Origin of the sequence: Variovorax gossypii (assembly GCF_003965815.1) — a bacterium.
In the GTDB taxonomy this organism is placed as follows: domain Bacteria; phylum Pseudomonadota; class Gammaproteobacteria; order Burkholderiales; family Burkholderiaceae_C; genus Variovorax; species Variovorax gossypii.
Map to the genome: position 1 here is coordinate 978,595 of NZ_RXOE01000001.1, position 24,284 is coordinate 1,002,878.

At 66.4% G+C, this 24,284-nt stretch carries 24 protein-coding genes; 15 read left to right on the forward strand and 9 right to left on the reverse strand.

The genetic code is table 11. The annotated features are described in order from the left end of the window. Positions 1 to 35: 35 nt before the first annotated feature. From leuA to EJP69_RS04545, 6 genes are all read right to left on the reverse strand, one after another. Complete coding sequence (gene leuA, locus EJP69_RS04520) at positions 36 to 1,739, reverse strand: 2-isopropylmalate synthase (protein ID WP_093195495.1); 1,704 nt, start codon at positions 1,737 to 1,739, stop codon at positions 36 to 38. 186 nt (positions 1,740 to 1,925) lie between these two features. Further along, positions 1,926 to 2,750, reverse strand: a complete 825-nt coding sequence (pssA, locus tag EJP69_RS04525; protein ID WP_019652981.1) for a CDP-diacylglycerol--serine O-phosphatidyltransferase — start codon at positions 2,748 to 2,750, stop codon at positions 1,926 to 1,928. A 185-nt stretch (positions 2,751 to 2,935) separates the two neighbouring features. Next, entirely contained in the window at positions 2,936 to 3,952 is a 1,017-nt protein-coding gene (gene ilvC, locus EJP69_RS04530) for a ketol-acid reductoisomerase (protein ID WP_081266312.1), read from the reverse strand. Between the two features lie 49 nt (positions 3,953 to 4,001). Next, entirely contained in the window at positions 4,002 to 4,262 is a 261-nt protein-coding gene (locus tag EJP69_RS04535; RefSeq protein ID WP_126468846.1) for a DUF4282 domain-containing protein, read from the reverse strand. Positions 4,263 to 4,315: 53 nt separating this feature from the next. Further along, on the reverse strand, positions 4,316 to 4,807 hold the full coding sequence (gene ilvN, locus EJP69_RS04540) for an acetolactate synthase small subunit (RefSeq protein ID WP_007834236.1): 492 nt from the start codon (positions 4,805 to 4,807) through the stop codon (positions 4,316 to 4,318). A 107-nt stretch (positions 4,808 to 4,914) separates the two neighbouring features. Then, positions 4,915 to 6,699 (reverse strand): acetolactate synthase 3 catalytic subunit, encoded by a 1,785-nt coding sequence (locus tag EJP69_RS04545; protein WP_093195497.1) that lies wholly within the window; start codon positions 6,697 to 6,699, stop codon positions 4,915 to 4,917. A gap of 281 nt (positions 6,700 to 6,980) precedes the next feature. Between EJP69_RS04545 and EJP69_RS04550 the strand changes: the two genes are divergently transcribed. The 6 genes from EJP69_RS04550 to EJP69_RS04575 are packed head-to-tail and all read left to right on the forward strand — an operon-like array spanning position 6,981 to position 10,439. Continuing rightward, positions 6,981 to 7,547, forward strand: coding sequence for an RNA polymerase sigma factor (locus tag EJP69_RS04550; protein WP_093195498.1), 567 nt, complete (start codon positions 6,981 to 6,983; stop codon positions 7,545 to 7,547). After that, positions 7,544 to 7,975 (forward strand): DUF3619 family protein, encoded by a 432-nt coding sequence (locus EJP69_RS04555; protein WP_093302603.1) that lies wholly within the window; start codon positions 7,544 to 7,546, stop codon positions 7,973 to 7,975. Before EJP69_RS04550 ends, EJP69_RS04555 begins: the two co-directional genes overlap by 4 nt. Before the next feature lie 57 nt (positions 7,976 to 8,032). Then, positions 8,033 to 8,833, forward strand: a complete 801-nt coding sequence (locus EJP69_RS04560; protein ID WP_240652034.1) for a DUF3106 domain-containing protein — start codon at positions 8,033 to 8,035, stop codon at positions 8,831 to 8,833. Between the two features lie 13 nt (positions 8,834 to 8,846). Beyond that, positions 8,847 to 9,413 carry an RDD family protein gene (locus EJP69_RS04565; protein WP_093195500.1) on the forward strand — a complete coding sequence of 189 codons (567 nt, stop codon included), beginning with the start codon at positions 8,847 to 8,849 and terminating at the stop codon, positions 9,411 to 9,413. Continuing rightward, positions 9,410 to 9,817 (forward strand): diacylglycerol kinase, encoded by a 408-nt coding sequence (locus tag EJP69_RS04570; protein WP_093195501.1) that lies wholly within the window; start codon positions 9,410 to 9,412, stop codon positions 9,815 to 9,817. The genes EJP69_RS04565 and EJP69_RS04570 overlap by 4 nt, the downstream gene beginning before the upstream one ends. Positions 9,818 to 9,848: 31 nt before the next feature. After that, positions 9,849 to 10,439, forward strand: a complete 591-nt coding sequence (locus tag EJP69_RS04575; RefSeq protein ID WP_126468847.1) for an LOG family protein — start codon at positions 9,849 to 9,851, stop codon at positions 10,437 to 10,439. A gap of 45 nt (positions 10,440 to 10,484) precedes the next feature. Here the strand turns inward: EJP69_RS04575 and EJP69_RS04580 are convergent, their stop codons facing one another. Next, positions 10,485 to 10,823, reverse strand: a complete 339-nt coding sequence (locus EJP69_RS04580) for a P-II family nitrogen regulator (RefSeq protein ID WP_056518066.1) — start codon at positions 10,821 to 10,823, stop codon at positions 10,485 to 10,487. Then, the gene (locus EJP69_RS04585) at positions 10,820 to 12,517 is read right to left on the reverse strand and encodes an NAD+ synthase (RefSeq protein WP_126468848.1); all 1,698 of its coding nucleotides are present in this window, start codon (positions 12,515 to 12,517) and stop codon (positions 10,820 to 10,822) included. Before EJP69_RS04585 ends, EJP69_RS04580 begins: the two co-directional genes overlap by 4 nt. Before the next feature lie 19 nt (positions 12,518 to 12,536). On the opposite strand from EJP69_RS04585, the gene EJP69_RS04590 reads away from it, so the two are divergent. The 3 genes from EJP69_RS04590 to EJP69_RS29410 all read left to right on the forward strand — a co-directional run bounded on the left by EJP69_RS04590 (position 12,537) and on the right by EJP69_RS29410 (position 15,254). Next, a complete protein-coding gene (locus tag EJP69_RS04590; RefSeq protein WP_126468849.1) occupies positions 12,537 to 13,691 on the forward strand; it encodes a GNAT family N-acetyltransferase in 1,155 nt (384 codons plus the stop codon). A 59-nt stretch (positions 13,692 to 13,750) separates the two neighbouring features. Next, positions 13,751 to 14,503 carry a hypothetical protein gene (locus EJP69_RS04595; protein WP_126468850.1) on the forward strand — a complete coding sequence of 251 codons (753 nt, stop codon included), beginning with the start codon at positions 13,751 to 13,753 and terminating at the stop codon, positions 14,501 to 14,503. Positions 14,504 to 14,612: 109 nt separating this feature from the next. Further along, on the forward strand, positions 14,613 to 15,254 hold the full coding sequence (locus EJP69_RS29410) for a lysozyme inhibitor LprI family protein (RefSeq protein ID WP_170217041.1): 642 nt from the start codon (positions 14,613 to 14,615) through the stop codon (positions 15,252 to 15,254). A gap of 1 nt (position 15,255) precedes the next feature. Here EJP69_RS29410 and ppa read toward each other — a convergent pair whose 3' ends face one another. Then, the gene (ppa, locus tag EJP69_RS04605; RefSeq protein ID WP_093195507.1) at positions 15,256 to 15,783 is read right to left on the reverse strand and encodes an inorganic diphosphatase; all 528 of its coding nucleotides are present in this window, start codon (positions 15,781 to 15,783) and stop codon (positions 15,256 to 15,258) included. 255 nt (positions 15,784 to 16,038) lie between these two features. Between ppa and EJP69_RS04610 the strand changes: the two genes are divergently transcribed. The 6 genes from EJP69_RS04610 to EJP69_RS04640 all read left to right on the forward strand — a co-directional run bounded on the left by EJP69_RS04610 (position 16,039) and on the right by EJP69_RS04640 (position 24,262). Further along, the gene (locus EJP69_RS04610; RefSeq protein WP_093303266.1) at positions 16,039 to 18,555 is read left to right on the forward strand and encodes a sodium-translocating pyrophosphatase; all 2,517 of its coding nucleotides are present in this window, start codon (positions 16,039 to 16,041) and stop codon (positions 18,553 to 18,555) included. 163 nt (positions 18,556 to 18,718) lie between these two features. Beyond that, positions 18,719 to 19,087, forward strand: coding sequence for a nuclear transport factor 2 family protein (locus tag EJP69_RS04620; RefSeq protein WP_093195508.1), 369 nt, complete (start codon positions 18,719 to 18,721; stop codon positions 19,085 to 19,087). A 66-nt stretch (positions 19,088 to 19,153) separates the two neighbouring features. After that, positions 19,154 to 21,055 (forward strand): YhgE/Pip domain-containing protein, encoded by a 1,902-nt coding sequence (locus EJP69_RS04625; RefSeq protein ID WP_126468851.1) that lies wholly within the window; start codon positions 19,154 to 19,156, stop codon positions 21,053 to 21,055. Between the two features lie 42 nt (positions 21,056 to 21,097). Further along, positions 21,098 to 21,823 carry a MerR family transcriptional regulator gene (locus EJP69_RS04630; RefSeq protein ID WP_126468852.1) on the forward strand — a complete coding sequence of 242 codons (726 nt, stop codon included), beginning with the start codon at positions 21,098 to 21,100 and terminating at the stop codon, positions 21,821 to 21,823. Positions 21,824 to 21,827: 4 nt separating this feature from the next. Beyond that, the gene (locus tag EJP69_RS04635; protein WP_126468853.1) at positions 21,828 to 23,276 is read left to right on the forward strand and encodes a TolC family protein; all 1,449 of its coding nucleotides are present in this window, start codon (positions 21,828 to 21,830) and stop codon (positions 23,274 to 23,276) included. Continuing rightward, the gene (locus EJP69_RS04640; protein WP_093195511.1) at positions 23,276 to 24,262 is read left to right on the forward strand and encodes an HlyD family secretion protein; all 987 of its coding nucleotides are present in this window, start codon (positions 23,276 to 23,278) and stop codon (positions 24,260 to 24,262) included. The genes EJP69_RS04635 and EJP69_RS04640 overlap by 1 nt, the downstream gene beginning before the upstream one ends. Positions 24,263 to 24,284 lie beyond the last annotated feature (22 nt).

Genomic DNA, 24,284 nt, shown 5'->3' on the forward strand with positions numbered 1-24,284 from the left:
CCACGCGCACCCGACCAAGGGTCGGCGCAGCAGAGTCAGGCGACTGCAACCGCCGATTGTGCCCCGTGTGCGCCCCGGGTCCGCGCACGCTGCACGCCAGAAACAATCGCTTTCAGCGACGCCGTGATCACATTGGCATCGATGCCCACGCCGAACAGCGTCTGGCTGTCGTCCACGCGCAGTTCCAGGTAGGCGACCGCCTTCGCGTCGGCGCCGGCGCCGATGGCGTGCTGGTGGTAGTCCATCACGCGCACGGTGTGGCCGGTGGCCTTGCTCAGCGCCTGGGTGAAGGCGTCGATCGGGCCGTTTCCGCGGCCTTCGATGGCATGGACCTCGCCGTCCCAGGGCAGATCGCCACGCAGCACCACCGAGGCGTTGGCGCCTTCGCCGCCCTCCTCGATCACGCGGTTCTGCAGGGATTGCGCCGTCTCGATGCCATATTCGCGAACGAACAGCTGCCAGAGGTCGGCGGCGGTGAGCTCCTTGCCGGCGACGTCCATCACGCGCTGCACGGACTGCATGAATTCCATCTGCAGGCGACGCGGCATCTCGATGCCGTACTCGCTCTCGAGCAGGTAGGCCATGCCGCCCTTGCCGGACTGGCTGTTCACGCGGATCACGGCTTCGTAGCTGCGGCCCACGTCCTTCGGATCGATGGGGAGGTACGGAATCTCCCAGATGTCGCCTTCCTTGCGTGCGGCAAAGGCTTTCTTGATCGCGTCCTGGTGCGAGCCGGAGAACGAGGTGTAGACGAGATCGCCCACGTACGGGTGGCGCGGGTGCACCGGGATCTGGTTGCAATGTTCGACCGTCGCGCGGATCTCGTCGATGTTCGAGAAGTCAAGCTCCGGCGAGACGCCCTGGGTGTAGAGGTTGAGCGCGACGTTCACGAGGTCGAGGTTGCCGGTGCGCTCGCCGTTGCCGAAGAGACAGCCTTCGATGCGCTCGGCGCCGGCCATCAAGGCCAGCTCGCCTGCCGCCGTGCCGGTGCCGCGGTCATTGTGCGGGTGCACGCAAAGCACGATGGAGTCGCGGCGCGCCAGGTTGCGGTGCATCCACTCGATCATGTCGGCGAAGATGTTCGGGGTGGAATGCTCGACCGTCGTGGGCAGGTTGACGATGCACTTGCGCTGGGGCGTCGGTGCCCACACTTCGGTCACCGCATCGACCACGCGCTTGGAGAAGTGCACGTCCGTGCCCGAGAACATTTCGGGCGAGTACTGGAAGGTCCACTGCGTGTTCGGCTGCTTGGCGGCGAACTCGTTGAACATGCGGGCATGGCTGCTCGCGAGTTCGACGATCTGGTCCTCGTCCATGCCGAGCACCACGCGGCGCATGACGGGAGCCACCGCGTTGTAGAGGTGCACGATCGCGCGCGGAGCACCCTGCAGCGATTCGAATGTGCGAGCGATGAGGTGGTCGCGGGCCTGCGTCAGCACCTGGATCGTCACGTCATCGGGAATGCGGTCTTCCTCGATGAGCTTGCGCACGAAGTCGAACTCGATCTGCGATGCCGAGGGAAAGCCGACTTCGATTTCCTTGAAGCCGATGGCCACGAGGGTTTCGAACATGCGCATCTTGCGCGCGATGTCCATGGGCTCGACCAGCGCCTGGTTGCCATCGCGCAGGTCGGTCGACAGCCAGATCGGCGCCTTGGTCAGCACGGCATCGGGCCAGGTGCGGTCCTTGAGGCCGATCGGGGCGAATGCGCGGTATTTGCTTTGAGGTTGCTTGAGCATGTCGATTTCTCTTCGATGGTTGGTAATCGACCAGCAACCCCAAAAGACAAACGGCCCGTTGCTGGTGCGAACGGGCCGTAGTGAGGGATTTGCGCGTGCGCTACCGTCTCCGCCCGTAAGGGAGGGTTAGTAGGGCCAGCAGCGAAATCTTGGTCATGAGGCTGACGAATGTAGCACAAGCCGGGATCAGTTATGCAAGCCGCGCTCGTCGGGCTCTTCGGTCGAGGTGCTGATCACGCTCGCCTGCTGGCCCTTGGCCTTGCGCCAAGCGTAGACCACGTAGCCGCTCAGGCCATAGACGACGAACAGGCCGAACAGCACTGTCGGCGGATGGATGTTGATGACGGCGATGCCCAGCGCGATCAGCACGATCACCGCGAAAGGCACGCTCTTCTTCATCTGGATGTCCTTGAAGCTGTAGAACGGCGCGTTGGTGACCATCGTGAGGCCCGCGTACAGCGTGAAGGCGAAAGTCACCCAGGTGATCTGCGTCCAGGAGAGGTACAGCACCTCGCCGCCGCGCTTGCCCCACTCGTTCACCAGCCAGATGAAGCCAGCCACGAGCGCTGCCGCTGCCGGCGACGGCAGCCCCTGGAACCAGCGCTTGTCGACCACGCCAGTGTTGACGTTGAAGCGCGCGAGCCGCAGCGCCGCGCAGGCGCAATACACGAAGGCCGCGATCCAGCCCCAGCGGCCCAGCCCCTTGAGCGACCATTCGTAGGCGATGAGCGCCGGCGCCGCGCCGAACGACACCATGTCGGACAGCGAATCCATCTGCTCGCCGAACGCGCTCTGCGTATTGGTCATGCGAGCGACGCGGCCGTCGAGGCTGTCGAGGATCATCGCGGCGAACACGCCGAGCGCCGCGAGGTCGAAGCGCGCGTTCATGGCCATCACGACCGAATAGAAGCCGCCGAACAGCGCCGCCAGCGTGAACAGGTTCGGCAGGATGTAGATGCCCTTGCGGCGCTTGCGCGGCGGCACATCGTCGGGAAGCGTGTCGTCATGCATCGAATTTGCCTCCATCCCTCGTGCGTGCTGCGTGGGTAGCTATCCATTCGATAGCATCTTGATCTGTGAATCGCATGGTTCGCAGTGTAGTTCAGGGGGCCGCGTCGTCCCCTTTCAAACAAAAGGGCCACCGCAACGGGTGGCCCTCGGGAAACGGGCGCCGAAGCGCCCTCCTGGCTCGCAGATCAGTTACGGGTCTGGTCGACCAGCTTGTTCTTCTTGATCCAGGGCATCATCGCGCGCAGCTTCTCGCCGACGACTTCGATCTGATGCTCGGCATTCAGGCGACGACGGCTGATCAGCGTGGGAGCGCCGGCTGCGTTTTCCAGCACGAAGCTCTTGGCGTACTCGCCGGTCTGGATGTCCTTCAGCACTTGCTTCATGACCTTCTTGGTCTCTTCCGTCACGACACGCGGGCCGGTGACGTACTCGCCGTACTCGGCGTTGTTCGAGATCGAGTAGTTCATGTTGGCGATGCCGCCTTCGTAGATCAGGTCGACGATCAGCTTCAGCTCGTGCAGGCACTCGAAGTACGCCATTTCGGGGGCGTAGCCGGCTTCCACCAGCGTTTCGAAGCCTGCCTTGATCAGCTCGACCGTGCCGCCGCACAGAACCGCTTGTTCGCCGAACAGGTCGGTCTCGGTTTCTTCGCGGAAGTTGGTTTCGATGATGCCGGCCTTGCCGCCGCCGTTGGCGGTGGCGTAGCTCAGCGCGAGGTCACGCGCCTTGCCGGTCTTGTCCTGGTGCACGGCCACGAGGTGGGGCACGCCGCCACCCTGGGTGTACGTGCTGCGCACGGTGTGGCCCGGGGCCTTGGGAGCGACCATCCACACGTCGAGGTCGGCGCGCGGCTGCACGAAACCGTAGTGCACGTTGAAGCCGTGCGCGAAGACCAGCGAAGCACCTTCCTTGATGTTCGGGGCGACGTCGTTCTTGTAGACGTTGGCGATCTGCTCGTCGGGCAGCAGGATCATCACGACATCGGCGGCCTTCACGGCGTCGGCGACTTCGGCGACCTTCAGGCCGGCCTTCTCGACCTTGGGCCACGAAGCGCCGCCCTTGCGCAGGCCGACCACGACCTTGACACCGCTGTCGTTCAGGTTCTGCGCGTGCGCATGGCCCTGCGAGCCGTAGCCGATGATTGCAACCGTCTTGCCCTTGATGAGGCTCAGGTCAGCGTCCTTGTCGTAGTAAACCTTCATTTGAATCTCTCCTAAAAAATCTCGAGCATCCGTACCGGATGCATTTCACTCAAAGGCCGGAGGAATTCCGGTCCTTCATCTGCTGGTTGATGGACACGAGGCTGTCGTAGATGCGGAACAGCACGATGAACAGTTCGCTGAAGATGCGAACGGCGACAGTGCCGAAGATCAGGGCCACGAACGCCGGCAGGTACTGCCCCTGGTAGAGGGCCGCCCCCGCCAGGGCGATCACGCCCAGCAGGCCCAGGAGGTAGAGCACCCGGACGATCGCCGGAGTCACCATCCTGTCGAAACCGAGCAGACCTCGCATCACTTTTGCCTCATGTGTGGACGAATGTATGAACTGAGGGCGCCGTCACCCTCCTAAACGCGCAAGATGCGCTCGCCGCGCCCGATGCCGCTGGCACCGGTACGGACAGTCTCGAGGATAGCGCTACGCTCGATCGCTTCCAGGAAAGCGTCGTTCTTGCCGTGGTCGCCGGTCAGTTCGATGGTGTAGCTCTTGTCGGTCACGTCGATGATGCGACCGCGGAAGATTTCCGCCATGCGCATCATCTCCTCGCGCTCCTTGCCGACCGCGCGCACCTTCACCATCATGAGCTCGCGCTCGGTGTAAGCGCCTTCGGTCAGGTCGACGACCTTCACCACCTCGATCAGCCGGTTCAGGTGCTTGGTGATCTGCTCGATCACGTCGTCCGAACCGGTGGTGACGATGGTCATGCGCGAGAGGCTCGCGTCCTCCGTGGGCGCCACCGTAAGCGATTCGATGTTGTAGCCGCGGGCCGAGAACAGGCCCACCACGCGGGAAAGAGCACCCGGCTCGTTTTCCAGCAGCACTGCGATGATGTGTTTCATGTTTGCGTGACTCCTCTTTTCGCCGCCCCCCCCCGCGCACGGTAATGCGCGGGCTCGGCGGGCAATAGATTCGTCAGTAAAGAGTTGAGCGAATGTCGTTCCGCGGATCAGAGATCTTCGGAACCCAGCAGCATTTCGGTGATGCCCATGCCGGCCTTCACCATCGGGAACACGTTTTCGGTCGGATCGGTACGGAAGTCCATGAACACCGTGCGGTCCTTGAGCTTGCGCGCCTCGCGCAGCGCCGGCTCCACGTCTTGTGGACGCTCGATCAGCATGCCGACGTGCCCGTAGGCCTCGGCGAGCTTCACGAAGTTGGGCAGCGCATCCATGTAGCTATGGCTGTAGCGGCCGGAGTATTCGATCTCCTGCCACTGGCGCACCATGCCCAGGTAGCGGTTGTTGAGCGAGCAGATCTTGATCGGCGTGTTGTACTGCAGGCAGGTGGAGAGTTCCTGGATGCACATCTGCACCGAGCCTTCGCCGGTGATGGTGAACACTTCCGAATCGGGCTTCGCGAGCTTGATGCCCATGGCGTAGGGAATGCCCACGCCCATGGTGCCCAGGCCGCCGGAGTTGATCCAGCGACGCGGCTCGTCGAAGCGGTAGTACTGGGCGGCCCACATCTGGTGCTGGCCGACGTCCGACGTGATGTACGTGTCGGCATCCTTGGTCATGTTCCAGAGGGTCTCGACCACGTACTGCGGCTTGATCACGTCCTTGTTGCCGCGGTCGTACTTCAGGCAGTCGCGCGAACGCCAGGATTCAATCGTCTTCCACCAGTCGGCCAGCGCGCCGGCGTCGGGCTTGGCGGTGCTCTCGCGGATCATCGAGATCAGCTCGGTGAGCACGTCCTTCACGTCGCCGACGATCGGGATGTCGACCTTCACGCGCTTGGAGATGCTCGACGGGTCAATGTCGACGTGGATGATCTTGCGTTCGTTCTGCGCGAAGTGCTTGGGATTGCCGATCACGCGGTCGTCGAAGCGCGCGCCCACGGCCAGCAGCACGTCGCAGTTCTGCATCGCGTTGTTGGCCTCGATGGTGCCGTGCATGCCCAGCATGCCCAGGAACTTGCGGTCGCTCGCCGGATAGGCGCCCAGGCCCATCAGTGTGTTGGTGACCGGGTAGCCGAGCATGTCGACCAGCGTGCGCAGTTCATTGCAGGCGTTGCCCAGCAGCACGCCGCCGCCGGTGTAGATGTAGGGGCGCTTCGCAGCCAGCAGCAGCTGCAGCGCCTTGCGGATCTGGCCGCCGTGGCCCTTGCGCACCGGGTTGTACGAGCGCATCTCGACCTTGTCGGGATAGCCCGCGTACGGGATCTTCTTGAACGAGACGTCCTTGGGCACGTCCACCACCACGGGGCCGGGACGGCCGCTGCGTGCGATGTGGAAGGCCTTCTTCATCGTCATGGCCAGATCCTTCGGATCCTTGACGAGGAAGTTGTGCTTGACGATGGGACGGGTGATGCCGACCGTGTCGCATTCCTGGAAGGCATCGAGGCCGATGGCTGCCGTCGGGACCTGGCCCGAGATGATCACCATCGGGATCGAGTCCATGTACGCCGTCGCGATGCCGGTGACCGCATTGGTCAGGCCGGGACCGGAAGTGACCAGCGCCACGCCGACTTCGCCGGTTGCGCGCGCATAGCCGTCGGCTGCGTGGACGGCGGCCTGCTCGTGGCGCACCAGCACGTGCTGGATGGTGTCCTGCTTGTAGAACGCGTCGTAGATGTAGAGAACCGCGCCGCCCGGGTAGCCCCAGACGTATTGGACGCCTTCGGCCTGCAGTGCCTTGACCAGCACTTCGGCGCCCATGAGTTCTTGAGTCGAATTGCCTGCGCCAGCGGACGCAGCGGCTGCGGAGACGATTTCCGCCTTGGAGATTTCCATGATCAACCTTTGTTTATTTCGGGAACGAAATACCTTGGGTGCCCCTTGCCAACCCTTGTGAGGTCGCGCCAGGACTTGAGGCCAAAGCCATGGACGGACTGATGTTCCGCCGGACCGTGACCCGTTTGCCTTTTGACTTGCAGGCCGGATTATGACATTTCCGGGCGTTCAGATTCGCTTCAGCTGCCTTGTAAAGCTACAAAGGCATAATCCGCGGCGTTGAACATACGCGATCGCCAGACCCATTCCCCACGCGGCGCGCCCTGCGCGCCCCCTCTCGCTTGGCTACTGAACAAGAACTCTCCGACTTCCTGAAAAGCGTCGAACGACGCGCTTTCAAGCGCTCGGTCTACCACGTGCGGGATGAAGAAGCGGCCCTCGATATCGTGCAGGACAGCATGATGAAGCTGGCCCAGCACTACGGCGACAAGCCCGCGGCCGAGCTGCCGATGCTGTTCCAGCGCATCCTGTCGAACTGCACGCTCGACTGGTTCCGCCGCCAGAAGACCCGGCGCGCGCTGTTCTCCAACCTCAGCGATTTCGACTCGGTCGACGAGGACGGAGATTTCGATCTTCTGGAGAACTTCGTCTCGCCGACCGACTCCAGAGAGGCGGAGAGCGCCGAAGACACGACCCGCCGCACCCAGATCTTCCAGGAAATCGAAGAGCAGATCGCAGCATTGCCGGGCCGTCAACGCGAGGCTTTCCTTATGCGTTACTGGGAGGAAATGGACGTCGCAGAGACGGCCGCCGCGATGGGCTGCTCCGAGGGCAGCGTCAAAACCCATTGCTCGCGAGCCGTCCACGCTCTGAGCAAGGCGCTCAAGGCCAAGGGAATATCGCTATGAACACTAAGGTTCCAACCTCAATCAACACCATCGCCGAAGACCAGTTCGGCCAGCGTCTGGTCGCCCGCCTTTCGGCCGGCAACCGGGAGTTGCCGCACGACATCAGCGAGCGGCTGCGCGTGGCACGCGCGCAGGCCGTGGCAGCACGCAAGCAGCCACCGCAGTTGCGGACTGCGCCGGTGGTGGTGCAGTCGGGTCATACGCTCACGATGGGCGGGAGTTGGAGCTGGTGGACTCGCATCGGCTCCGTGGTGCCGCTTATCGCGCTCGTCGCCGGCCTGATCACCATCAGCGTGATGCAGGATGACGACCGTGCCAGCGAACTGGCCGAAGTGGATTCCGCGTTGCTGACGGGCGATCTGCCGCCTGCCGCCTATACCGACCCTGGTTTTGCCCAATTCCTCAAGGCCGACAACGCCTCCGACTGAACCTTCCCCGATCGAATGCGACGCCGTTCCACTTCCAGCGCGAACAGCCCCCGCCCGTTGCGCCCGCTTCCGGCGGGCGCAGTCGTTTGGGCAGGCGCGTTTGCTGTCGCGGCCTTCAGCCTGACGCTCGCCTGCGCCCAGCCTCATGGCGAGGCCGCCTCCAAGGCTGCGGCGAGCTCCGCGCCGGCCACGAGCCCCAAGGCGGTATCGACGACCAAGCCGCTCTGGAGCGAACTCACAGCCGAGCAGGAGCAGGCCCTGAAGCCGCTGAGCGCTCACTGGAACACCCTGAACGTCGGGCAAAAGAGGAAGTGGCTGGCGCTGTCCCGCAATTTCGGGAGCATGTCGGCGGAAGAGCAGTCCACCCTGCACAGCCGCATGATCGAGTGGGCGGCCCTGAGCAACCAGCAGCGCGCGCAGGCCCGCTTGAACTTCGCCGAGGTCAAGCGCATTCCGCCCGACGAGCGCAAGGTCAAGTGGGAGCAGTATCAAGCCCTGAGCGAGGAAGAAAAGCGCAAGCTTGCCGAGCGCGCTCCTCCCAAGCCGCGCGGCGCCGCCATTCCCGTCCGACCTGTTTCGTCGCAGAAGCTGGTGCCGGTGCCTGCCGTCACCCCCGGCGGACAGCACACTCCCAGGATCCTGCTGGCTCCGCCCCCCGCTCCGACGGTCACGCCGGCCACGACGATCATGGTGGCATCGCCACCTGAACGCGCTCCTGCCGCCGCCACTGCTACACCGGCTGTTTCCGTGGTTCCGGCAGCGCCCGCCCCGTCCGGCATCGCGGCTCCGCCGGTTCCCGCCGAAGCCCAGGTGCCTGCCCCGTCGTCGGCAGCCGAATCGTCCTCTTCCTCCCCCTGACCGCTAGGCTTCGATGGCATCCAGTTCCCCCGAGGCTTCGGGTCCCGATCAGCCTGCCTCGCCGGCCAATCCAGCCACCAGCGCTCCCGTTTCGATAGTGCCCGGCCTCTGGCGCCGCATGGCTTGCTGGCTGTACGAGGGCATGCTGCTGTTCGCGGTGGTGTTCGTCTCCGGCTGGCTCTTCAGCACGCTGGGCCAGATGCGCGACGCCATGGATTCGCGGCGCCATCTGCTCCAGGCTTTTCTTTTCGTGGTATTCGGCGTGTACTTCGTCTGGTTCTGGACCAAGGGCCAGACCCTCGCCATGAAAACCTGGAACATCCGCATCGTCGACCTGCACGGCCAGCCCGTGAGCCAGCGCCGGGCACTCGCGCGCTACCTCCTGAGCTGGGTCTGGTTCCTGCCGCCGCTGGCCGCCATTGCGCCGTTCAAACTGTCGGGTGGCGAATCGACCGTGCTGATCTTCGGCTGGGTTGCCATCTGGGCCTTGCTGGCGCGCTTTCACCCCGACCGCCAGTTCTGGCACGACTCCTGGGCCGGTACACGGCTCATCACTTCCAAACCGATGAGCCGCCGATGAGTGCCGTGCCAAAGCTTCCCGATCCCGCCGTCAACCCGCAGAAGGCCCGCAAGGGCTTCGAGCGCGTGTGGCATGCCACGCTGATCTCGCTGCACGGCCTGCGTGCCGGCTGGAGCGAACCCGCGTTCCGGCAGGAAGCCATCCTGTCGATCGTGATGATCCCGGCCTCCTTCTGGCTCGGGCGCAGCTGGGTCGAAGTGGCGCTGCTCGCGGGCAGCGCAGTCCTCGTGATGATCGTCGAGCTGCTCAACACCGCGGTGGAAGCCGCCATCGATCGCATCGGCCCCGAGTGGCATGACCTCTCCAAGCGCGCAAAGGACATGGGCAGCGCCGCGGTGCTGCTGTCGCTCACGCTGTGCGGCGGCATCTGGGCGGCGGCGCTGTGGCAGCGCTTCATGTCATGAGAGGGCCCATCGGCTGCGGCATGATGGCGGGATGACTCCTGAATTTTCGATCTGTGTGTATTGCGGCTCGCGCCCCGGCGAGCGTCCCGAATTCACTGAAGCCGCTCAGGCGGTCGGCCGATGGATCGGCCAGCATCGCGGCCAGCTGGTCTACGGCGGCGGACGCACCGGCCTGATGGGCACGGTGGCCGAAGCCACCCGCCAGGCCGGCGGACGCGTCGTCGGCATCATCCCCAAGGCCCTGGTCGACAAGGAACTGGCCAACCCCCTGTGCGATGAACTGCACGTGGTCGACACCATGCACGAACGCAAGGCCATGATGGGAGAGCGCGCCGATGCCTTCGTTGCCCTGCCGGGCGGCATCGGCACCTTCGAGGAATTGTTCGAGATCTGGACTTGGCGCCAGCTCGGCTATCACGACAAGCCCACGGGCATCCTCAACACCGCCGGCTATTACGACGGCCTGCTCGCCTTCCTGGCGCACAGCGTGCGCGAGGGCTTCATGGGCGACTGGCAGATGGGCCTGATCCGCACCGGCACCGAAGTGCCCGAACTGCTCACCGCGCTGCGAGCCGAAGTGCCGCTCCATCCGCGCGAAGACAGGCTCTCGGAAAACCTCTGATCCGCCCCGAAAAAAGCCCCGCCAGCGGGGCTTTTTTTCTTTCAGTCAGACGGCGTTTTCGTTTTCCTCGCCTGTACGGATGCGCACGATGCGCTCCACCCCGGTCACGAAGATCTTCCCGTCACCGATCTTCCCGGTGCGCGCCGAATTGACGATGGCCTCGATGCAGCGCTCCACATCGGCCTCGTTGACGACCACTTCGACCTTCATCTTGGGCAGGAAGTCGACCACGTATTCGGCTCCGCGGTAGAGTTCGGTATGCCCCTTCTGGCGACCGAAACCCTTGACTTCGGTCACGGTCAGGCCGGTGACGCCCACTTCGGCCAAGGCCTCGCGCACGTCCTCGAGCTTGAAGGGTTTGACGATGGCGGTGATCTGCTTCATGGTTTTTGCGCTCCGGCGGTTTCGTTGAATTTGCTGGTGATAGGGTAACGCCAATCCTTGCCGAAGCTTCGGTGGGTGACCCGGATTCCTACCGGCGCCTGGCGCCGCTTGTATTCATTGATCTTGATCAGCCGCGCGACGCGCTCGACCACGGCGCGCTCGTAGCCGGCCGAAATGATCTCGTCGATGCCCTCATCGTCCTGCATGTAGCGTGCCAGGATTCCGTCGAGGATGTCGTAGGGCGGGAGGCTGTCCTGGTCGGTCTGGTCGGGCCGCAGCTCGGCGCTGGGCGGTCGCGTGATGATCCGCTCGGGAATCGGCTCGGTGCCCGTGCCGTACGGATCGTGGGCATTGCGCCAGCGCGCCAGCGCGAACACCGTGGTCTTGAGCAGGTCCTTGATGACCGCGAAGCCGCCCGCCATGTCGCCGTACAGCGTGCAGTAGCCGGTCGCCATCTCGCTCTTGTTGCCGGTGGTGAGCACGATGGAGCCGAACTTGTTCGACAGCCCCATCAGCAGCGTGCCGCGGATGCGGGCCTGGATGTTTTCCTCGGCGGTGTCCTCGGGCCTGCCCTTGAACTCCTCGGCCAGCGCGCCCTTGAAGGACTCGAAGGTGTGCTTGATCGAAATCTCGTCGTAGCGCACGCCCAGGCGGCTGGCCATGTCGCGCGCGTCGATCCAGCTGATGTCGGCGGTGTAAGGCGAAGGCATCATCACCGCACGGACCTTGTCCTTGCCCAGTGCATCGACCGCGATGGCGAGCACCAGTGCGGAATCGATGCCGCCCGAAAGCCCCAGGATGGCGCCCGGAAAACCGTTCTTGCCGATGTAGTCGCGCACGCCGAGCACGAGGGCGTCCCAGAGTTGGGCCTCGGCGTCGCGCGGCGCCGCGATGGCACCGGGCTCGGCTACGAAGCCCACGCCACCCTGCGGCTTGCGCTCCACCTCAGCAAAAACCAGCTTCTCCCGGAAGCTCTCGGCCTGCATGGCGGTAGCCCCATCGGCTTGCAGCGCGAACGAGGCACCGTCGAACACCACCTCGTCCTGCCCGCCCACCAGATGCGCGTAGACCAGCGGCAGCCCCACGGCGCGTGCCCGATCGGCCATGCGCGCGACGCGCTCGCCCTCCTTGCCGACGTGGTACGGCGATGCATTGATCACAGCCAGCACCTCGGCACCACCTTCGCGCGCCAGTTCGGCGGGCTGGTCGAACCAGGCGTCCTCGCAGATCAGCAGGCCGACGGAGACGCCCTCCACCTCGAACACGCAGGTGCCCTGCCCCGGCGTGAAGTAGCGGCGCTCGTCGAACACCTGGTAGTTGGGCAGCTCGCGCTTGGCGTAGGTCTCGAGGATGCGGCCTTCCTTGATGACGCTGGCCGCGTTGTGGCGCATCTGCACCGCCACCGAGCGGCTGCGCAGGCTGCCGCCGGTCGGATGGCCCACCACCACGACCATGTCTTTGAGGTCGGCCAGAGCGGCGGCGATGCCTTTCACGGCATCATCACAGGCTTCGGTGAAGGCGGGACGGAGGAACAGGTCCTCCGCCGCATAGCCGGCAATCGAGAGTTCGGGCGTCAGCAGGAGGCGCGCACCCTGGGCATGGGCATTGCGTGCGGCATCGACGATCTTTTTCGCGTTGCCGGCGAGGTCGCCCACCACAAAATTGAGTTGCGCGATGGCGAGCTTGAGCGTCATACAGAAGGAAGAAAAAGGCTTGAACGATTATGTCATTCGGGTTCTGCCGTCTCCGTCGGACGTGAGCCCGGAAGCATGGAACGCGTTGCTGGCCGCCCAGGCCGAGCCGTCGCCCTTCATGCGCCACGAATACCTCACGGCCCTGAACGACAGCCGCAGCGCCACGCCCGACAACGGCTGGATGCCGCAGTTCGTCACGCTGTGGCAAGGCGAGCAGTTGCAGGCTGCGTGCCCGCTCTACGTCAAGGACCATTCCTACGGCGAGTACGTCTTCGACTGGGCCTGGGCCAACGCCTACGAGCAGCACGGGCTGGCCTACTACCCGAAGGCCACGGTGGCGGTGCCGTTCACGCCCGTGCCCGGGGCACGGCTGCTGGCGCGCGATGCCGAGAGCCGCACATTGCTGGTGCAGGGCCTCGTCGCCCTGTGCAAGCAGCTGGAGCTGTCGTCGCTGCACCTGCTGTTCGGCGCCGATGCGGACATCGCCGCCTGCACCGAATCGGGCCTGATGCTGCGCAACACGGTGCAATTCCATTGGACGAACGCGCAGTACGCCGACTTCGATGCCTTCCTCGCCAGCCTCTCCCACGACAAGCGCAAGAAGATCCGCCAGGAGCGCCGCAAGGTGGCCGATGCCGGCGTGCGCTTCCGCTGGTCGCGCGGCGCCGACATCAGCAAGGCCGACTGGGACTTCTTCTACCGCTGCTACGAGCGCACCTACCGCGAGCACGGCAACCCGCCCTACCTCACGCGCGACTTCTTCCGGCGCATGGCCGACACGATGCCCGAGGCCTGGCTGCTGTTCATCGCCGAGCGCGACGGCAAGCCCATGGCCAGCAGCCTGATCGCACTGTCGACGCAGCCCGACAGGCCCCTGGTGGCCTACGGCCGCTACTGGGGCGCGCTGGAGCGTGTCGACTGCCTGCACTTCGAGGCCTGCTACTACCAGCCGCTGGCCTGGTGCATCGAGCACGGCGCGCAGCGCTTCGAGGGTGGTGCGCAGGGCGAACACAAGATGGCACGCGCGCTGATGCCGGTGAAGACCACCAGCGCCCACTGGCTGGCGCACCCGTCGTTCGCCGATGCGGTCGAGCGCTTTCTCGAACGCGAGGGCGCGGGCATCGAGAACTACATGGACCACTTGGGCGAGCGCAGCCCCTTCAAGTCAGTCTGAGTGCCATTCGGGACTGCTATAAAAGCGCCCGACATCCACAACAACTCAGAGAGAAATCGATGCCATTCCTGGGACTGGGCCTGCACGTCCTCATCGCGCTGTTCTTCGCCGTGCATGCGATGCGCCATGGCAAGCAGATGTACTGGCTGCTCATCCTCTTCAGCTTCCCGCTGCTCGGCAGCATCGTGTACTTCGTGGTCGAGTACCTGCCCGCATCGCGCATGCAGCGCACCGCCGGCAAGGTGGCGAACGCGGCCATCGGCTTCATCGACCCCGAGCGCGAGTACCGAGCGGCCACCGAGGCCTACGACCTCGCGCCAACCGCGCAGAACAAGCTGCGCCTCGCCAAGGCCGCTCTCGACAAGGGACAGGCAGCCGATGCCGTCGGCCATTACCGCGATGCATTGAAAGGCCCCCTGGCCTCCGATCCGGAACTGCAATTCGGCCTCGCCAGCGCCCTTCTGGCCGCAGGCGGAGCGACTGCCGGCAACGAGGCATTGCAGGCGCTGCAGGCCCTGCGCGCCACGCGCGACGACTACCGCAAGGACGAAGTCGCGGTGCTCACCGCACGTGCCCTCGCCGCCGATGGCCGCCAGGCGGAAGCACAACAGGCCTTCGAGGACGCACTGAGCCGCTACAACACCGTCGAGGCACGCGCCCGCTACATCGCGTGGCTCGCCCAGCAAGGCGATGCCGCCGGCGCGCAGCGCCAGTGGGACGAGCTCCAGCAGGCCGCGCGCCACTGGAACTCGCACGCACGCTCGGTCAATCGCGAATGGATGCGGCTGGCCAGCGACGCCGTCCGCAGCTGACACCCCTGCCCTGCTTCTCTCTCTGTCCAAGGGCATAGCGCCCTTGTCCGTTTGGCACATCGACGGCGCGGCGGGCCTCTCCTAGCATCGGCTTCGAGGAGAACCCCGCATGCAGACATTCACACGCCGGGCCGTCACGGCACTCTGCTTCTTCGCTGTCGCCCCGCTGGCCATGGCCGCCAGCTTCGACTGCACCAAGGCCGGAAACGCCACCGAGAAGGCGATCTGCGCCGACCCCGGCCTCTCACGGCAGGACGAAGCCATGGCCGCGCTCTACAAGCGGCAGGTCGAGATGCCCGGCACGGGCCAGTGGCCCACCTTCCTGAAACGCGACCAGCGCGACTGGATCGTCGTTCGCAACCGCGAATGCCGCGGCGACACCGAATGCCTGAAACGGGATTACGAGCGGCGCATCACCTACCTGAGCCACCCGCTGCTGCAATGGATGGGCCGCTATGTGGAGGGCCGGTGCCCGAAGGACGGCCGCTTCCTCGATGTGACGCCCGAGGTGGGCGGCACGCTGGACATCCAGCTCTACGTCTGCCCCGATCCGCGCGGCAACATGCTGCTGCAGGGCAAGAACGTGCTCGACGGGCAACGGCGCCTCGTGGTGCGGGAGGCCGGGGGTTGCACCCGCACCCTGCAGTTCGACACCGACAGGGTCACCGTTTCGGACGGGCCGGGCTGCGCGCCGTCGCTGACCGGCAGCTTCGCGCGCGACCCGCGCCGCTCGCCCTTCGAGAACGAATAAGTTACTTCTTGTAGTTGGCGACGCCGTCCAGGATTTCCTTCTTGGCCGAGTCGATGCCTTCCCAACCCAGCACCTTGACCCACTTGCCCGCTTCGAGATCCTTGTAGTGCTCGAAGAAGTGGCTGATGGCCTTCAGGCGCATCGGGTTCACGTCGTCCACCGACTTCCAGTGGCTGTAGATGGGCAGTACCTTGTCGGTGGGCACGGCGAGCACCTTGCCGTCGACGCCGGCTTCGTCTTCCATCATCAGGATGCCCAGGGGACGGCACGGCACCACCACGCCCGGCAGCAGCGGATACGGCGCGATCACCAGCACGTCGACCGGGTCGCCGTCGCCCGACAGGGTCTGCGGCACGTAGCCGTAGTTGGCGGGGTAGTACATGGCCGTCGTCATGAAGCGGTCCACGAAGATCGCGCCCGATTCCTTGTCCACTTCGTACTTGATCGGGTCGGCGTTCATCGGGATTTCGATCACGACGTTGAAGGCATCGGGCAGGTTCTTGCCGGGGGAAACTTTGTCGAAGGACATGACGTTTTTCGAGTAGTTGAAAAGTATGAGACGAATGGGGACAAACCCGGAGTTTACTTTCCGTGTCACCGGCCGGTCGCACACGCATCTGTTTTTGCCTGTAAATTGCAACCGTTGGCCAATCGGCTCCGCACCCACGGTGCAGTGAGCTTCGAGGAAGCAACGCGGCGGAAAACATGGTCCCGTACGCGTTGCACGCAAGGGCCCATGCTGTCCGTCTCCACTAGTCACAACGAACGAATGGAGAAGCAAAGCATGATCGGCAACACCCCCCTGATACTGGCCATCGTCTGCGGTCTCGTGGCCGTGGCCTACGGTTTCTGGGCCCGAAGTTGGATTCTCGCGAAGGACGCCGGCAACGCCCGCATGCAGGAGATCGCGGCGGCCATCCAGGCCGGCGCCTCCGCCTACCTCGCCAAGCAGTACAGCACCATCGCCATCGTCGGCGTGGTGCTCGCGATCCTGATCGCCGTGTTCCTCGACCTCACCACCGCCGTCGGCTTCGTCGTTGGCGCGGTGCTCTCAGGGGCCTGCGGCTTCATCGGCATGAACGTCTCGGTGCGCGCCAACGTGCGCACCGCGCAGGCGGCCACGCAAGGCATCGGCCCGGCGCTCGACGTCGCCTTCCGCGGCGGTGCCATCACCGGCATGCTGGTGGTGGGGCTGGGCCTGCTGGGCGTGTCGGCCTTCTACTGGGTGCTGATCGGCAGCGGCACGCCGGCCGCGGGGCACAGCCTCTCGGCCGTCCTCAATCCGCTGATCGGCTTCGCCTTCGGCTCCTCGCTGATCTCGATCTTCGCGCGGCTGGGCGGCGGCATCTTCACCAAGGGCGCCGACGTCGGCGCCGACCTGGTGGGCAAGGTGGAAGCCGGCATCCCCGAGGACGACCCGCGCAACCCGGCCGTGATCGCCGACAACGTGGGCGACAACGTCGGCGACTGCGCCGGCATGGCGGCCGACCTGTTCGAGACCTACGCCGTGACGCTCATCGCCACGATGGTGCTGGGCGCGCTGATGGTCACCGCGGCCCCCACCAATGCGGTGCTGTATCCGCTGGCGCTGGGCGGCGTCTCGATCATCGCTTCGATCATCGGCTGCTTCTTCGTGAAGGCCTCGCCGGGCATGGTCAACGTGATGCCGGCGCTCTACAAGGGGCTGGCGGTGTCGGGCATCCTGTCGCTGATCGCGTTCTGGTTCGTCACCAGCTGGCTGATCCCCGACAACGCGATCGCCGCGAGCGGCAGCCAGCTCAAGCTGTTCGGCGCCTGCTTCGTCGGCCTCGCCCTCACGGCCGCGCTGGTGTGGATCACCGAGTACTACACCGGCACGCAGTACAAGCCCGTGCAGCACATCGCTCAGGCATCGACCACGGGCCACGGCACCAACATTATCGCGGGCCTGGGCGTGTCGATGCGCTCCACGGCCTGGCCGGTGATCTTCGTGTGCATCGGCATCCTGGCCTCGTACTCGCTGGCGGGCCTGTACGGCATTGCGGTGGCTGCCACGTCGATGCTGAGCATGGCCGGCATCGTGGTTGCGCTCGACGCCTACGGCCCCATCACCGACAACGCCGGCGGCATCGCCGAGATGAGCGAGCTTCCCGACAGCGTGCGCGCCGTCACCGACCCGCTCGACGCGGTCGGCAACACCACCAAGGCCGTGACCAAGGGCTACGCCATCGGCTCGGCCGGCCTGGCCTCGCTGGTGCTCTTCGCCGACTACACGCACAAGCTGGAGAGCTTCGGACAGGCGATCAGCTTCAACCTGAGCGACCCGATGGTGATCGTCGGCCTCTTCATCGGCGGCCTGATTCCCTACCTGTTCGGCGCGATGGCCATGGAGGCCGTGGGCCGCGCGGCCGGGGCGGTGGTGGAGGAAGTGCGCCGCCAGTTCCGCGACATCCCCGGCATCATGGAAGGCACCGGCAAGCCCGAGTACGGCAAGGCCGTGGGCATGCTGACCGGCGCGGCCATCAAGGAAATGATGATTCCCTCGCTGCTGCCGGTGCTGGTGCCGATCATCGTCGGCCTGGTGCTCGGGCCGAAGGCACTGGGCGGGCTGCTGATGGGCACCATCGTCACGGGTCTCTTCGTCGCCATCAGCATGTGCACGGGCGGCGGCGCCTGGGACAACGCCAAGAAGTACATCGAGGACGGCCACTTCGGCGGCAAGGGCAGCGAGACGCACAAGGCCGCCGTCACCGGCGACACCGTGGGCGACCCGTACAAGGACACGGCCGGCCCCGCCGTGAACCCGCTGATCAAGATCATCAACATCGTGGCGCTGCTCATCGTGCCGCTGGTGGTGAAGTTCCATGCGGGCGATGCGGGGGCTGCCGTGCCCACGAAGGTGCCGACGCCGCCTGCCGTCACGGCTCCGGCAGCCACGGCGCCGTCGACGCCTGCGGCCGTGGTCGCATCGGGTGCCGTATCGGCCGCCGAGGCCGCCGCGGTGAAAGTCGAGAACGGCGTCGTGAAGTTCTACTTCGCGAGCGCCAGCTCCGAGGTGGCACCCAACGCAAAGGAGGCGCTGGGCGACGTCATCAAGGCCGTGCAGAGCGGCAGCACCGTGCTCGTGAGTGGCTACCACGACGCCAGCGGCGACCCGGCGAAGAACGCCGAGCTCGCCAAGCAGCGCGCGATGGCCGTGAGCGATGCGCTCAAGGCTGCCGGCGCTCCCGCCGACAAGATCGAGCTGGCCAAGCCGGAGCAATCGCAGGCGGACGGCCCTCCGACCGAGGCACGCCGCGTCGAAGTCAAAGTAAAGTCATGACATGACACTCCCCCAGGCTTCGCGCACTTCGTGTCGCTTCGCCAACCCCCTCGCCGGGGGCGACACCTGCGGCCCGGCAAAGCCGGTTCCGCGGTGTCTCGCGCACGATCCGCTTGAGCCTCATATGCCGCAGAAGGTGCGTTGCGCCATGGATCACTGAAAGATGCCCACACCCGAACGACTCGAATCATTCATCGCCGCCGTCGAAGGCGGCGCGCATGCCAAGGCCATCGAGGACTACTACACCGAAGATGCCACCATGCGCGAAAACCAGGCCGAGCCGCGGCGCGGTCGCAGCACGCTGGTGGCACAGGAAACCGCCGTGCTCGACCGCACCGAATCGGTAATCTCCACCTGCGTTCGGCCGGTGCTGGTGAACGGCGACCACGTGGCGATCCACTGGATCTTCGAATTCACGTTCAAGGGCGGCGGCAAGATGCGCATGGAGGAGATCGCCTGGCAGCGCTGGGAAGGCGACCGCATCGCACAAGAGCAGTTCTTCTACGACCCCGCGCAGCGAAAGCCGGGCTGATCGAGGCTTTCTCCGCTTCTCCGCGCGTTTCCACCGTCATGGCGCTTCTGCAGACCTCCTAGCCCCATGCGATACCTCCACGCACTGTGCGCCGGCACCTGGGCCATCGCCCGGGCCGAGCTGGCGATCGTGCGGCGCTTTCCCCGCATCCTGCTGGCCGTGGTGGCGGTCGGCGTGGTGCCTGCCATCTATGCGCTGATCTACCTCTCGAGCGTGTGGGACCCGGCCGGCCACACGGCCGACCTGCCCGCGGCCATCGTGAACGAGGACCGGGGCGTGACCTACATGTCGCGCACGGTCAACGTCGGCGACGACCTCACGCGCACCCTGCTCGAGAAGCGCGCCTTCGGCTTCCGCGCGATGGACGACGCAGAAGCCGCGCGCGCCGAAGTGCGACGCGGCGCGCTGGCCTTCGCGCTGCTGATCCCGCCCGACTTCAGCGCCAACGCGGTGCCCGGCACGCAGCGTGGCGCGGGGCAGCTGGTGGTCTACACCTCCGAAGGCAACAACTACAGCTCCGCCGGCCTGGCGCGGCGCTTCGCGGGCGAACTGGGGCACCAGGTCAACGAGATGCTCAACGAGCAGCGCTGGGGGCTGGTGCTGAACGCGGCCTCCGGCTCGCAGGCGCGGCTCGAAAAGCTCAAGCAGGCCCTGCTGGAGCTGCGCGACGGCAGCCAGACACTGGCGAACGGCGCCGCCCAGTACAGCGCGGCGGCGCAGCAGGTCGGCAGCGGGTTCAAGCAGGTCAACGGCGGCATCCGCACCATCGAGTCGAAGCTGCCCGCCGACGCGGACCTGCGCGCGCTGAAGGCCGGCTCGCAGCAGCTCGCATCGGGCCAGCGCGAACTCGGCAGCGGGCTCGCGCAGATCGGCGACGGGCTCGGGCAGCTGGAAGGCGGCGCCAGCCAACTCGGCGATGGCGCCCGCAGGATGCAGAAGGACACGGCCGACATCCCCTTCGTGGGCGACCGCATCTCCAAGGGCGCGGCCGAACTCGCCGCCGGCGCGGACAAGCTGCGCGGCGGCATCGACCAGGCGCAGGCCGCCATGGCGAAGGCGCAGGACGGCAACCACAAGCTGGCGACCGGCGCGACGGCCCTCGACGGCGGCGTGGGCAAGCTCACCGACGGCATGACGGCGCTCGCCACCGGCATCCACACGATGTCCGGCAAGCTGCCCTCAGACCGGAAGCTGGACGAATTCGTGCAGGGCGGCGCGCAGCTCGCCCAGGGTGCGGAGCGCCTGTCGACCGGCGTGCGCACCATCGAAGCAGCCCTGCCCGCCTCCATCACCCGCATCCAGGGCAGTGCCTCGGGGCTGGCCGACTCGGTCGAGCCCAAGGTGGAAGTGGTGGCGCCGGTAGCCAACAACGGCAGCGCCTTCGTGCCCAACATGGTGTCGGTGGCGCTGTGGATCGGCGCGGTGATGGCCGGCTACCTGTTCAACATCCGCATCGTGCTGTCGGACCACAGCCACTATCCGAAGCTCGCGAAGACGCTGGGCAAGATCACCATGCCGGCGCTGATCGTGCTGCTGCAGGTGGTGCTGGTGCTGGCCACGTTGGTGGGCGTGCTGCGGGTGCAGGCTCCGGACGTGCCGGCGCTGGCGCTCACGATGGCGCTGGCCTCGCTGGTGTTCCTGGTGGTGCTGTTCGCGATCCTGCACGTGTTCGGCGACTTCGGCCGCATCCTCACCGTGCTGCTGCTGACGCTGCAGCTTTCCGCCGGCGGCGGCGTGCTGCCGGTGGAGCTCTCGGCCGGCTTCTTCCGCGACGTGCACGGCTGGCTGCCCTTCAGCTGGGTGGTGCAGGCCTTCCGCGCCGTGATGTTCGGCGCCTTCGACAACGGCTGGGCACATGCCTGCGGCGCGGTGCTGCTGTCGGGCACTGTGGCGGTCGGGCTGATGGCGCTCTTCGGCAAGTGGAACGAAGTGCTGCCGGCGGACTACAAGCCGACGATCCAGGTCTGAATTTCTTATGCGACATTGATGATGTAACATTCAATCCGTCACATGAACACGCCAGCCGTCACCGATGCGCTCCAGGAACTCTCCGTCGAGGAACTGGCCGCGCGCACCGGCGTGACGGTGCGCAACATCCGCGCCTACACCACCGCCGGCCTGCTGCCGCCGCCCAGGCTGCGCGGCCGCCTCGGCCTGTACGGCGACGAGCACGTTCAGCGCCTGGCGCTGATCCGCGAACTGCGCGACCAGGGCTTCGGCATCGAAGCCATCCGCCGCATCTTCGGGCGCGCGCCGGCCTCGGCCTGGCGCGACCTCGTGGCGGTGGCGCGCTCCGTCTCGGGCAGCCTCTTCGCCGAAGAAGAGCCGGTGGTGGTCTCGGCCGACGCGCTCGCCGCGAAGTGGAAGGGCCAGATGACGCCCGCCCTGCTCGCCCGTGCCACCAGGGCCGGCCTCATGCGCGAGCTGCCTGACGGCCAGGTGCAGATGCTCAGCCCCGCGCTCGGCCAGGTCGCCGAGCAGCTCGCGGCGCTCGGCCTGCCGCTGGAGGAGGCGATCAGCATGCAGGAAACCATGGCCCGCACGCTGCGCACCGTGGCACGCCACTGGCTGCGCACGCTGGCCGACAGCCTGCTGAGCGGCGACGCCATCGACGCCCAGCGCACGGCCCAGCTGCTCGAGCAGGCGCGCGGGCTCGCCACCGGCGCGGTGCAGGCCGCGTTCCCCGTGATCCTGCAGCAGGAACTGGATGCCTTGTTGCGCCGCAAGGCCACCTGAAAAGATGACACCGATCCACCACGCCAGAAGCCCCTTCCTTCAGCGCCTGCCGCACCTGCTGCCGGCGCTGTTCGTGCTGTGCGGCCCAGCCTTCGCGCAGACCCAGGCCGGCAGCGACAACGCCCTCTCGCTGAGCTTCGACGCGGCCCGCGCCCGCATGATCGACCGCTCCGACAAGCTGGCCGCGGCCCGCGCGGCCGTCGAGGCGAAGGAGCTGCAGAGCCAGGGCCTCAAGGGCCTGGGCGGCCCGTCGATCAGCGTCTCGGGGCTGGCCTATGCCTACAACGCCAACCTGAACCTCGACCTCGATCCGCTCAACCAGAAGCTCGGGCAGATCGGCTCGTCGCTGCCCTCCTCCATCCAGAGCGTGATCACGCGCGTGCCGATCCCGCAACTGCCCAACAGCTACACGCTCAACCGCCACGACAGCGGCGCCAACGCCTCGATCTCGGCCGTGTGGCCGATCTACATCGGCGGCGCGACCGACGCGGTGCGCGGCTTCGTGTCGGCCCAGACGCGCGAGGCGCAGGCCGATGCCGAACAGGCCGGCCACGAGGTCGACACCCTGCTCGTGCAGCGCTACTTCGGCGCGCAGCTCGCACGCCGTGCGGCCGCGCTGCGCCTGCAGGCCGAGCGCACCATCGCGCAGCACGATTCGGCGGCGCAGAAGATGCTCGCGGCCGGCGTGATCTCGCGCGTCGAGCGGCTGCAGGCCAGCGCCGCGTATGAAGAGGCGCGCCGCAACGCGCGCAAGGCCGAGAACGACGCGGCGCTCGCCTCCGTGGCGCTGGCCCGCACCGTGCGCGCGGACGGCAGCGTGGCGCCGCAGACGCCGCTCTTTCTCATCAGCACGCCGATCGAGCCGCTGGGCTACTTCATCGATTCGGCGCTCACGCGGCACCCGGGCCTGGGCAAGGTCGCGGCCAAGAAGTCGCAGGCCGAGCAACTGCACGAAGGCGAAGAAGCGCTGCGCCGCCCGCAGGTGATCGCCTTCGGCACGCGCGAGCTCAAGAGCGGCAACGCCGACTGGGTGGCCGGCGTCGGCGTGCGCTGGACGCTGTACGACTCGGTCGACCGAGACATGCTCTCTGCCGCGTCGCTCAAGCAGGTCGAGCAGGCCGAGCGCACCGATGCGCAGGCTCGCAGTGACATCTCGCTGCTGGTCGAGCGCAACTGGCGCGCGCTGGAGAACGCGAGACGCCAGTACCTGGAGATGAAGGCATCCGTTGAACTCGCGCAGGAGGTGGTGAAGCTGCGCACCGCCGGCCTGCGCGAAGGCACAAGCACCACGCTCGACCTGATCGACGCCGAAACCAACCAGGCCAAGGTGCTGACCGAACGCGCGCAAGCCGCCAACGACTACGTGCAGGCGCTCGCGCAGCTGCTCGAGAGCGCGGGGCTTTCAGACAGGTTTTCCGACTACATCGCGCGTGCCGACGTGAAGGTGAATTGATGATGAGTGCCAAGACCCGAAAACTGATCGCGATACTCGCCGCCCTGCTCGTGCTGGCGGTGCTCGTCTGGGGTTTCTGGCGCGCGTCGCGGCCCGCGCCGGAAGTGTTCCAGGGCCAGATGGAAGCGCGCGAGACCGACGTCGCCGGCAAGGTGACGGCGCGTGTCGCCGAAGTGCCCGTGAAGGAAGGCGACCGCATCCAGGCCGGCGCGGTTCTGGTACGCATGGACAGCCCCGAGGTGCGCGCCAAGCTCGCGCAAGCCACCGCCGCCGAGCAGGCCGCGCAGGCCGTCGCCGAGAAGGCGCAGAACGGCGCCCGCCCGCAGGAAGTGGAAATGGCGCGCATGCAATGGCAGCGCGCCGAGACAGCCGCGCAACTCGCGCAGACCTCTTTCCGCCGCGTCGACGGATTGGCGCGCGAGGGCCTGGTGGCCGACCAGAAGCGCGACGAGGCCGAAGCCAACTGGAAGGCTTCGCGCGATGCCGCCATCGCGGCGAAGGCGCAGTACGACATGGCGCGCACCGGCGCCCGCCCCGAGGACAAGGCTGCCGCCAGCGCGCAGGCGCGCCAGGTTGCCGGCGTGGTGGCCGAGGCCGAAGCCGCCAAGGCCGAGACCGAGCTGCGCAGCCCGGTGGGCGGTGAAGTGGCCAAGGTGCTGGCGAAGGTCGGCGAGTTGTCGCCGCAGGGCGTGGCGGTGGTCACGGTGGTCGACCTGAGCGACCAGTGGGTGGTGCTGAACGTCCGCGAGGACCGGCTCTCGCGCTTCGCGCTGGGCGACGAATTCGACGCGCACCTGCCCGCGCTGCCCGAGGGCAAGCGCACTGCCCGCTTCAAGGTCTACTACAGCGCCGTGCTGCCCGACTTCGCGACATGGCGCGCCACGCGCGGCGGCACCGGCTTCGACGTGCGCACCTTCGAGGTCCGCGCGCGGCCGCTCAAGCCCATCGAAGGCGCGCGGCCCGGCATGAGCGTGCTGGTGGACTGACCCGGCGACACACGGATTCCTT

Coding starts and splice junctions, on each gene's coding strand:
- pssA (WP_019652981.1), bottom strand. CDS start 2,750: ATGCATGACGACACGCTTCCCGACGATGTGCCGCCGCGCAAGCGCCGC.
- EJP69_RS04570 (WP_093195501.1), top strand. CDS start 9,410: ATGAGTGCCGTGCCAAAGCTTCCCGATCCCGCCGTCAACCCGCAGAAG.
- EJP69_RS04565 (WP_093195500.1), top strand. CDS start 8,847: ATGGCATCCAGTTCCCCCGAGGCTTCGGGTCCCGATCAGCCTGCCTCG.
- EJP69_RS04625 (WP_126468851.1), top strand. CDS start 19,154: ATGCGATACCTCCACGCACTGTGCGCCGGCACCTGGGCCATCGCCCGG.
- ppa (WP_093195507.1), bottom strand. CDS start 15,783: ATGTCCTTCGACAAAGTTTCCCCCGGCAAGAACCTGCCCGATGCCTTC.
- leuA (WP_093195495.1), bottom strand. CDS start 1,739: ATGCTCAAGCAACCTCAAAGCAAATACCGCGCATTCGCCCCGATCGGC.
- EJP69_RS04545 (WP_093195497.1), bottom strand. CDS start 6,699: ATGGAAATCTCCAAGGCGGAAATCGTCTCCGCAGCCGCTGCGTCCGCT.
- EJP69_RS04620 (WP_093195508.1), top strand. CDS start 18,719: ATGCCCACACCCGAACGACTCGAATCATTCATCGCCGCCGTCGAAGGC.
- EJP69_RS04575 (WP_126468847.1), top strand. CDS start 9,849: ATGACTCCTGAATTTTCGATCTGTGTGTATTGCGGCTCGCGCCCCGGC.
- EJP69_RS04630 (WP_126468852.1), top strand. CDS start 21,098: ATGAACACGCCAGCCGTCACCGATGCGCTCCAGGAACTCTCCGTCGAG.
- EJP69_RS04610 (WP_093303266.1), top strand. CDS start 16,039: ATGATCGGCAACACCCCCCTGATACTGGCCATCGTCTGCGGTCTCGTG.
- EJP69_RS04555 (WP_093302603.1), top strand. CDS start 7,544: ATGAACACTAAGGTTCCAACCTCAATCAACACCATCGCCGAAGACCAG.
- EJP69_RS04635 (WP_126468853.1), top strand. CDS start 21,828: ATGACACCGATCCACCACGCCAGAAGCCCCTTCCTTCAGCGCCTGCCG.
- EJP69_RS04580 (WP_056518066.1), bottom strand. CDS start 10,823: ATGAAGCAGATCACCGCCATCGTCAAACCCTTCAAGCTCGAGGACGTG.
- EJP69_RS04595 (WP_126468850.1), top strand. CDS start 13,751: ATGCCATTCCTGGGACTGGGCCTGCACGTCCTCATCGCGCTGTTCTTC.
- ilvC (WP_081266312.1), bottom strand. CDS start 3,952: ATGAAGGTTTACTACGACAAGGACGCTGACCTGAGCCTCATCAAGGGC.
- EJP69_RS04640 (WP_093195511.1), top strand. CDS start 23,276: ATGATGAGTGCCAAGACCCGAAAACTGATCGCGATACTCGCCGCCCTG.
- EJP69_RS04585 (WP_126468848.1), bottom strand. CDS start 12,517: ATGACGCTCAAGCTCGCCATCGCGCAACTCAATTTTGTGGTGGGCGAC.
- EJP69_RS04535 (WP_126468846.1), bottom strand. CDS start 4,262: ATGCGAGGTCTGCTCGGTTTCGACAGGATGGTGACTCCGGCGATCGTC.
- EJP69_RS29410 (WP_170217041.1), top strand. CDS start 14,613: ATGCAGACATTCACACGCCGGGCCGTCACGGCACTCTGCTTCTTCGCT.
- ilvN (WP_007834236.1), bottom strand. CDS start 4,807: ATGAAACACATCATCGCAGTGCTGCTGGAAAACGAGCCGGGTGCTCTT.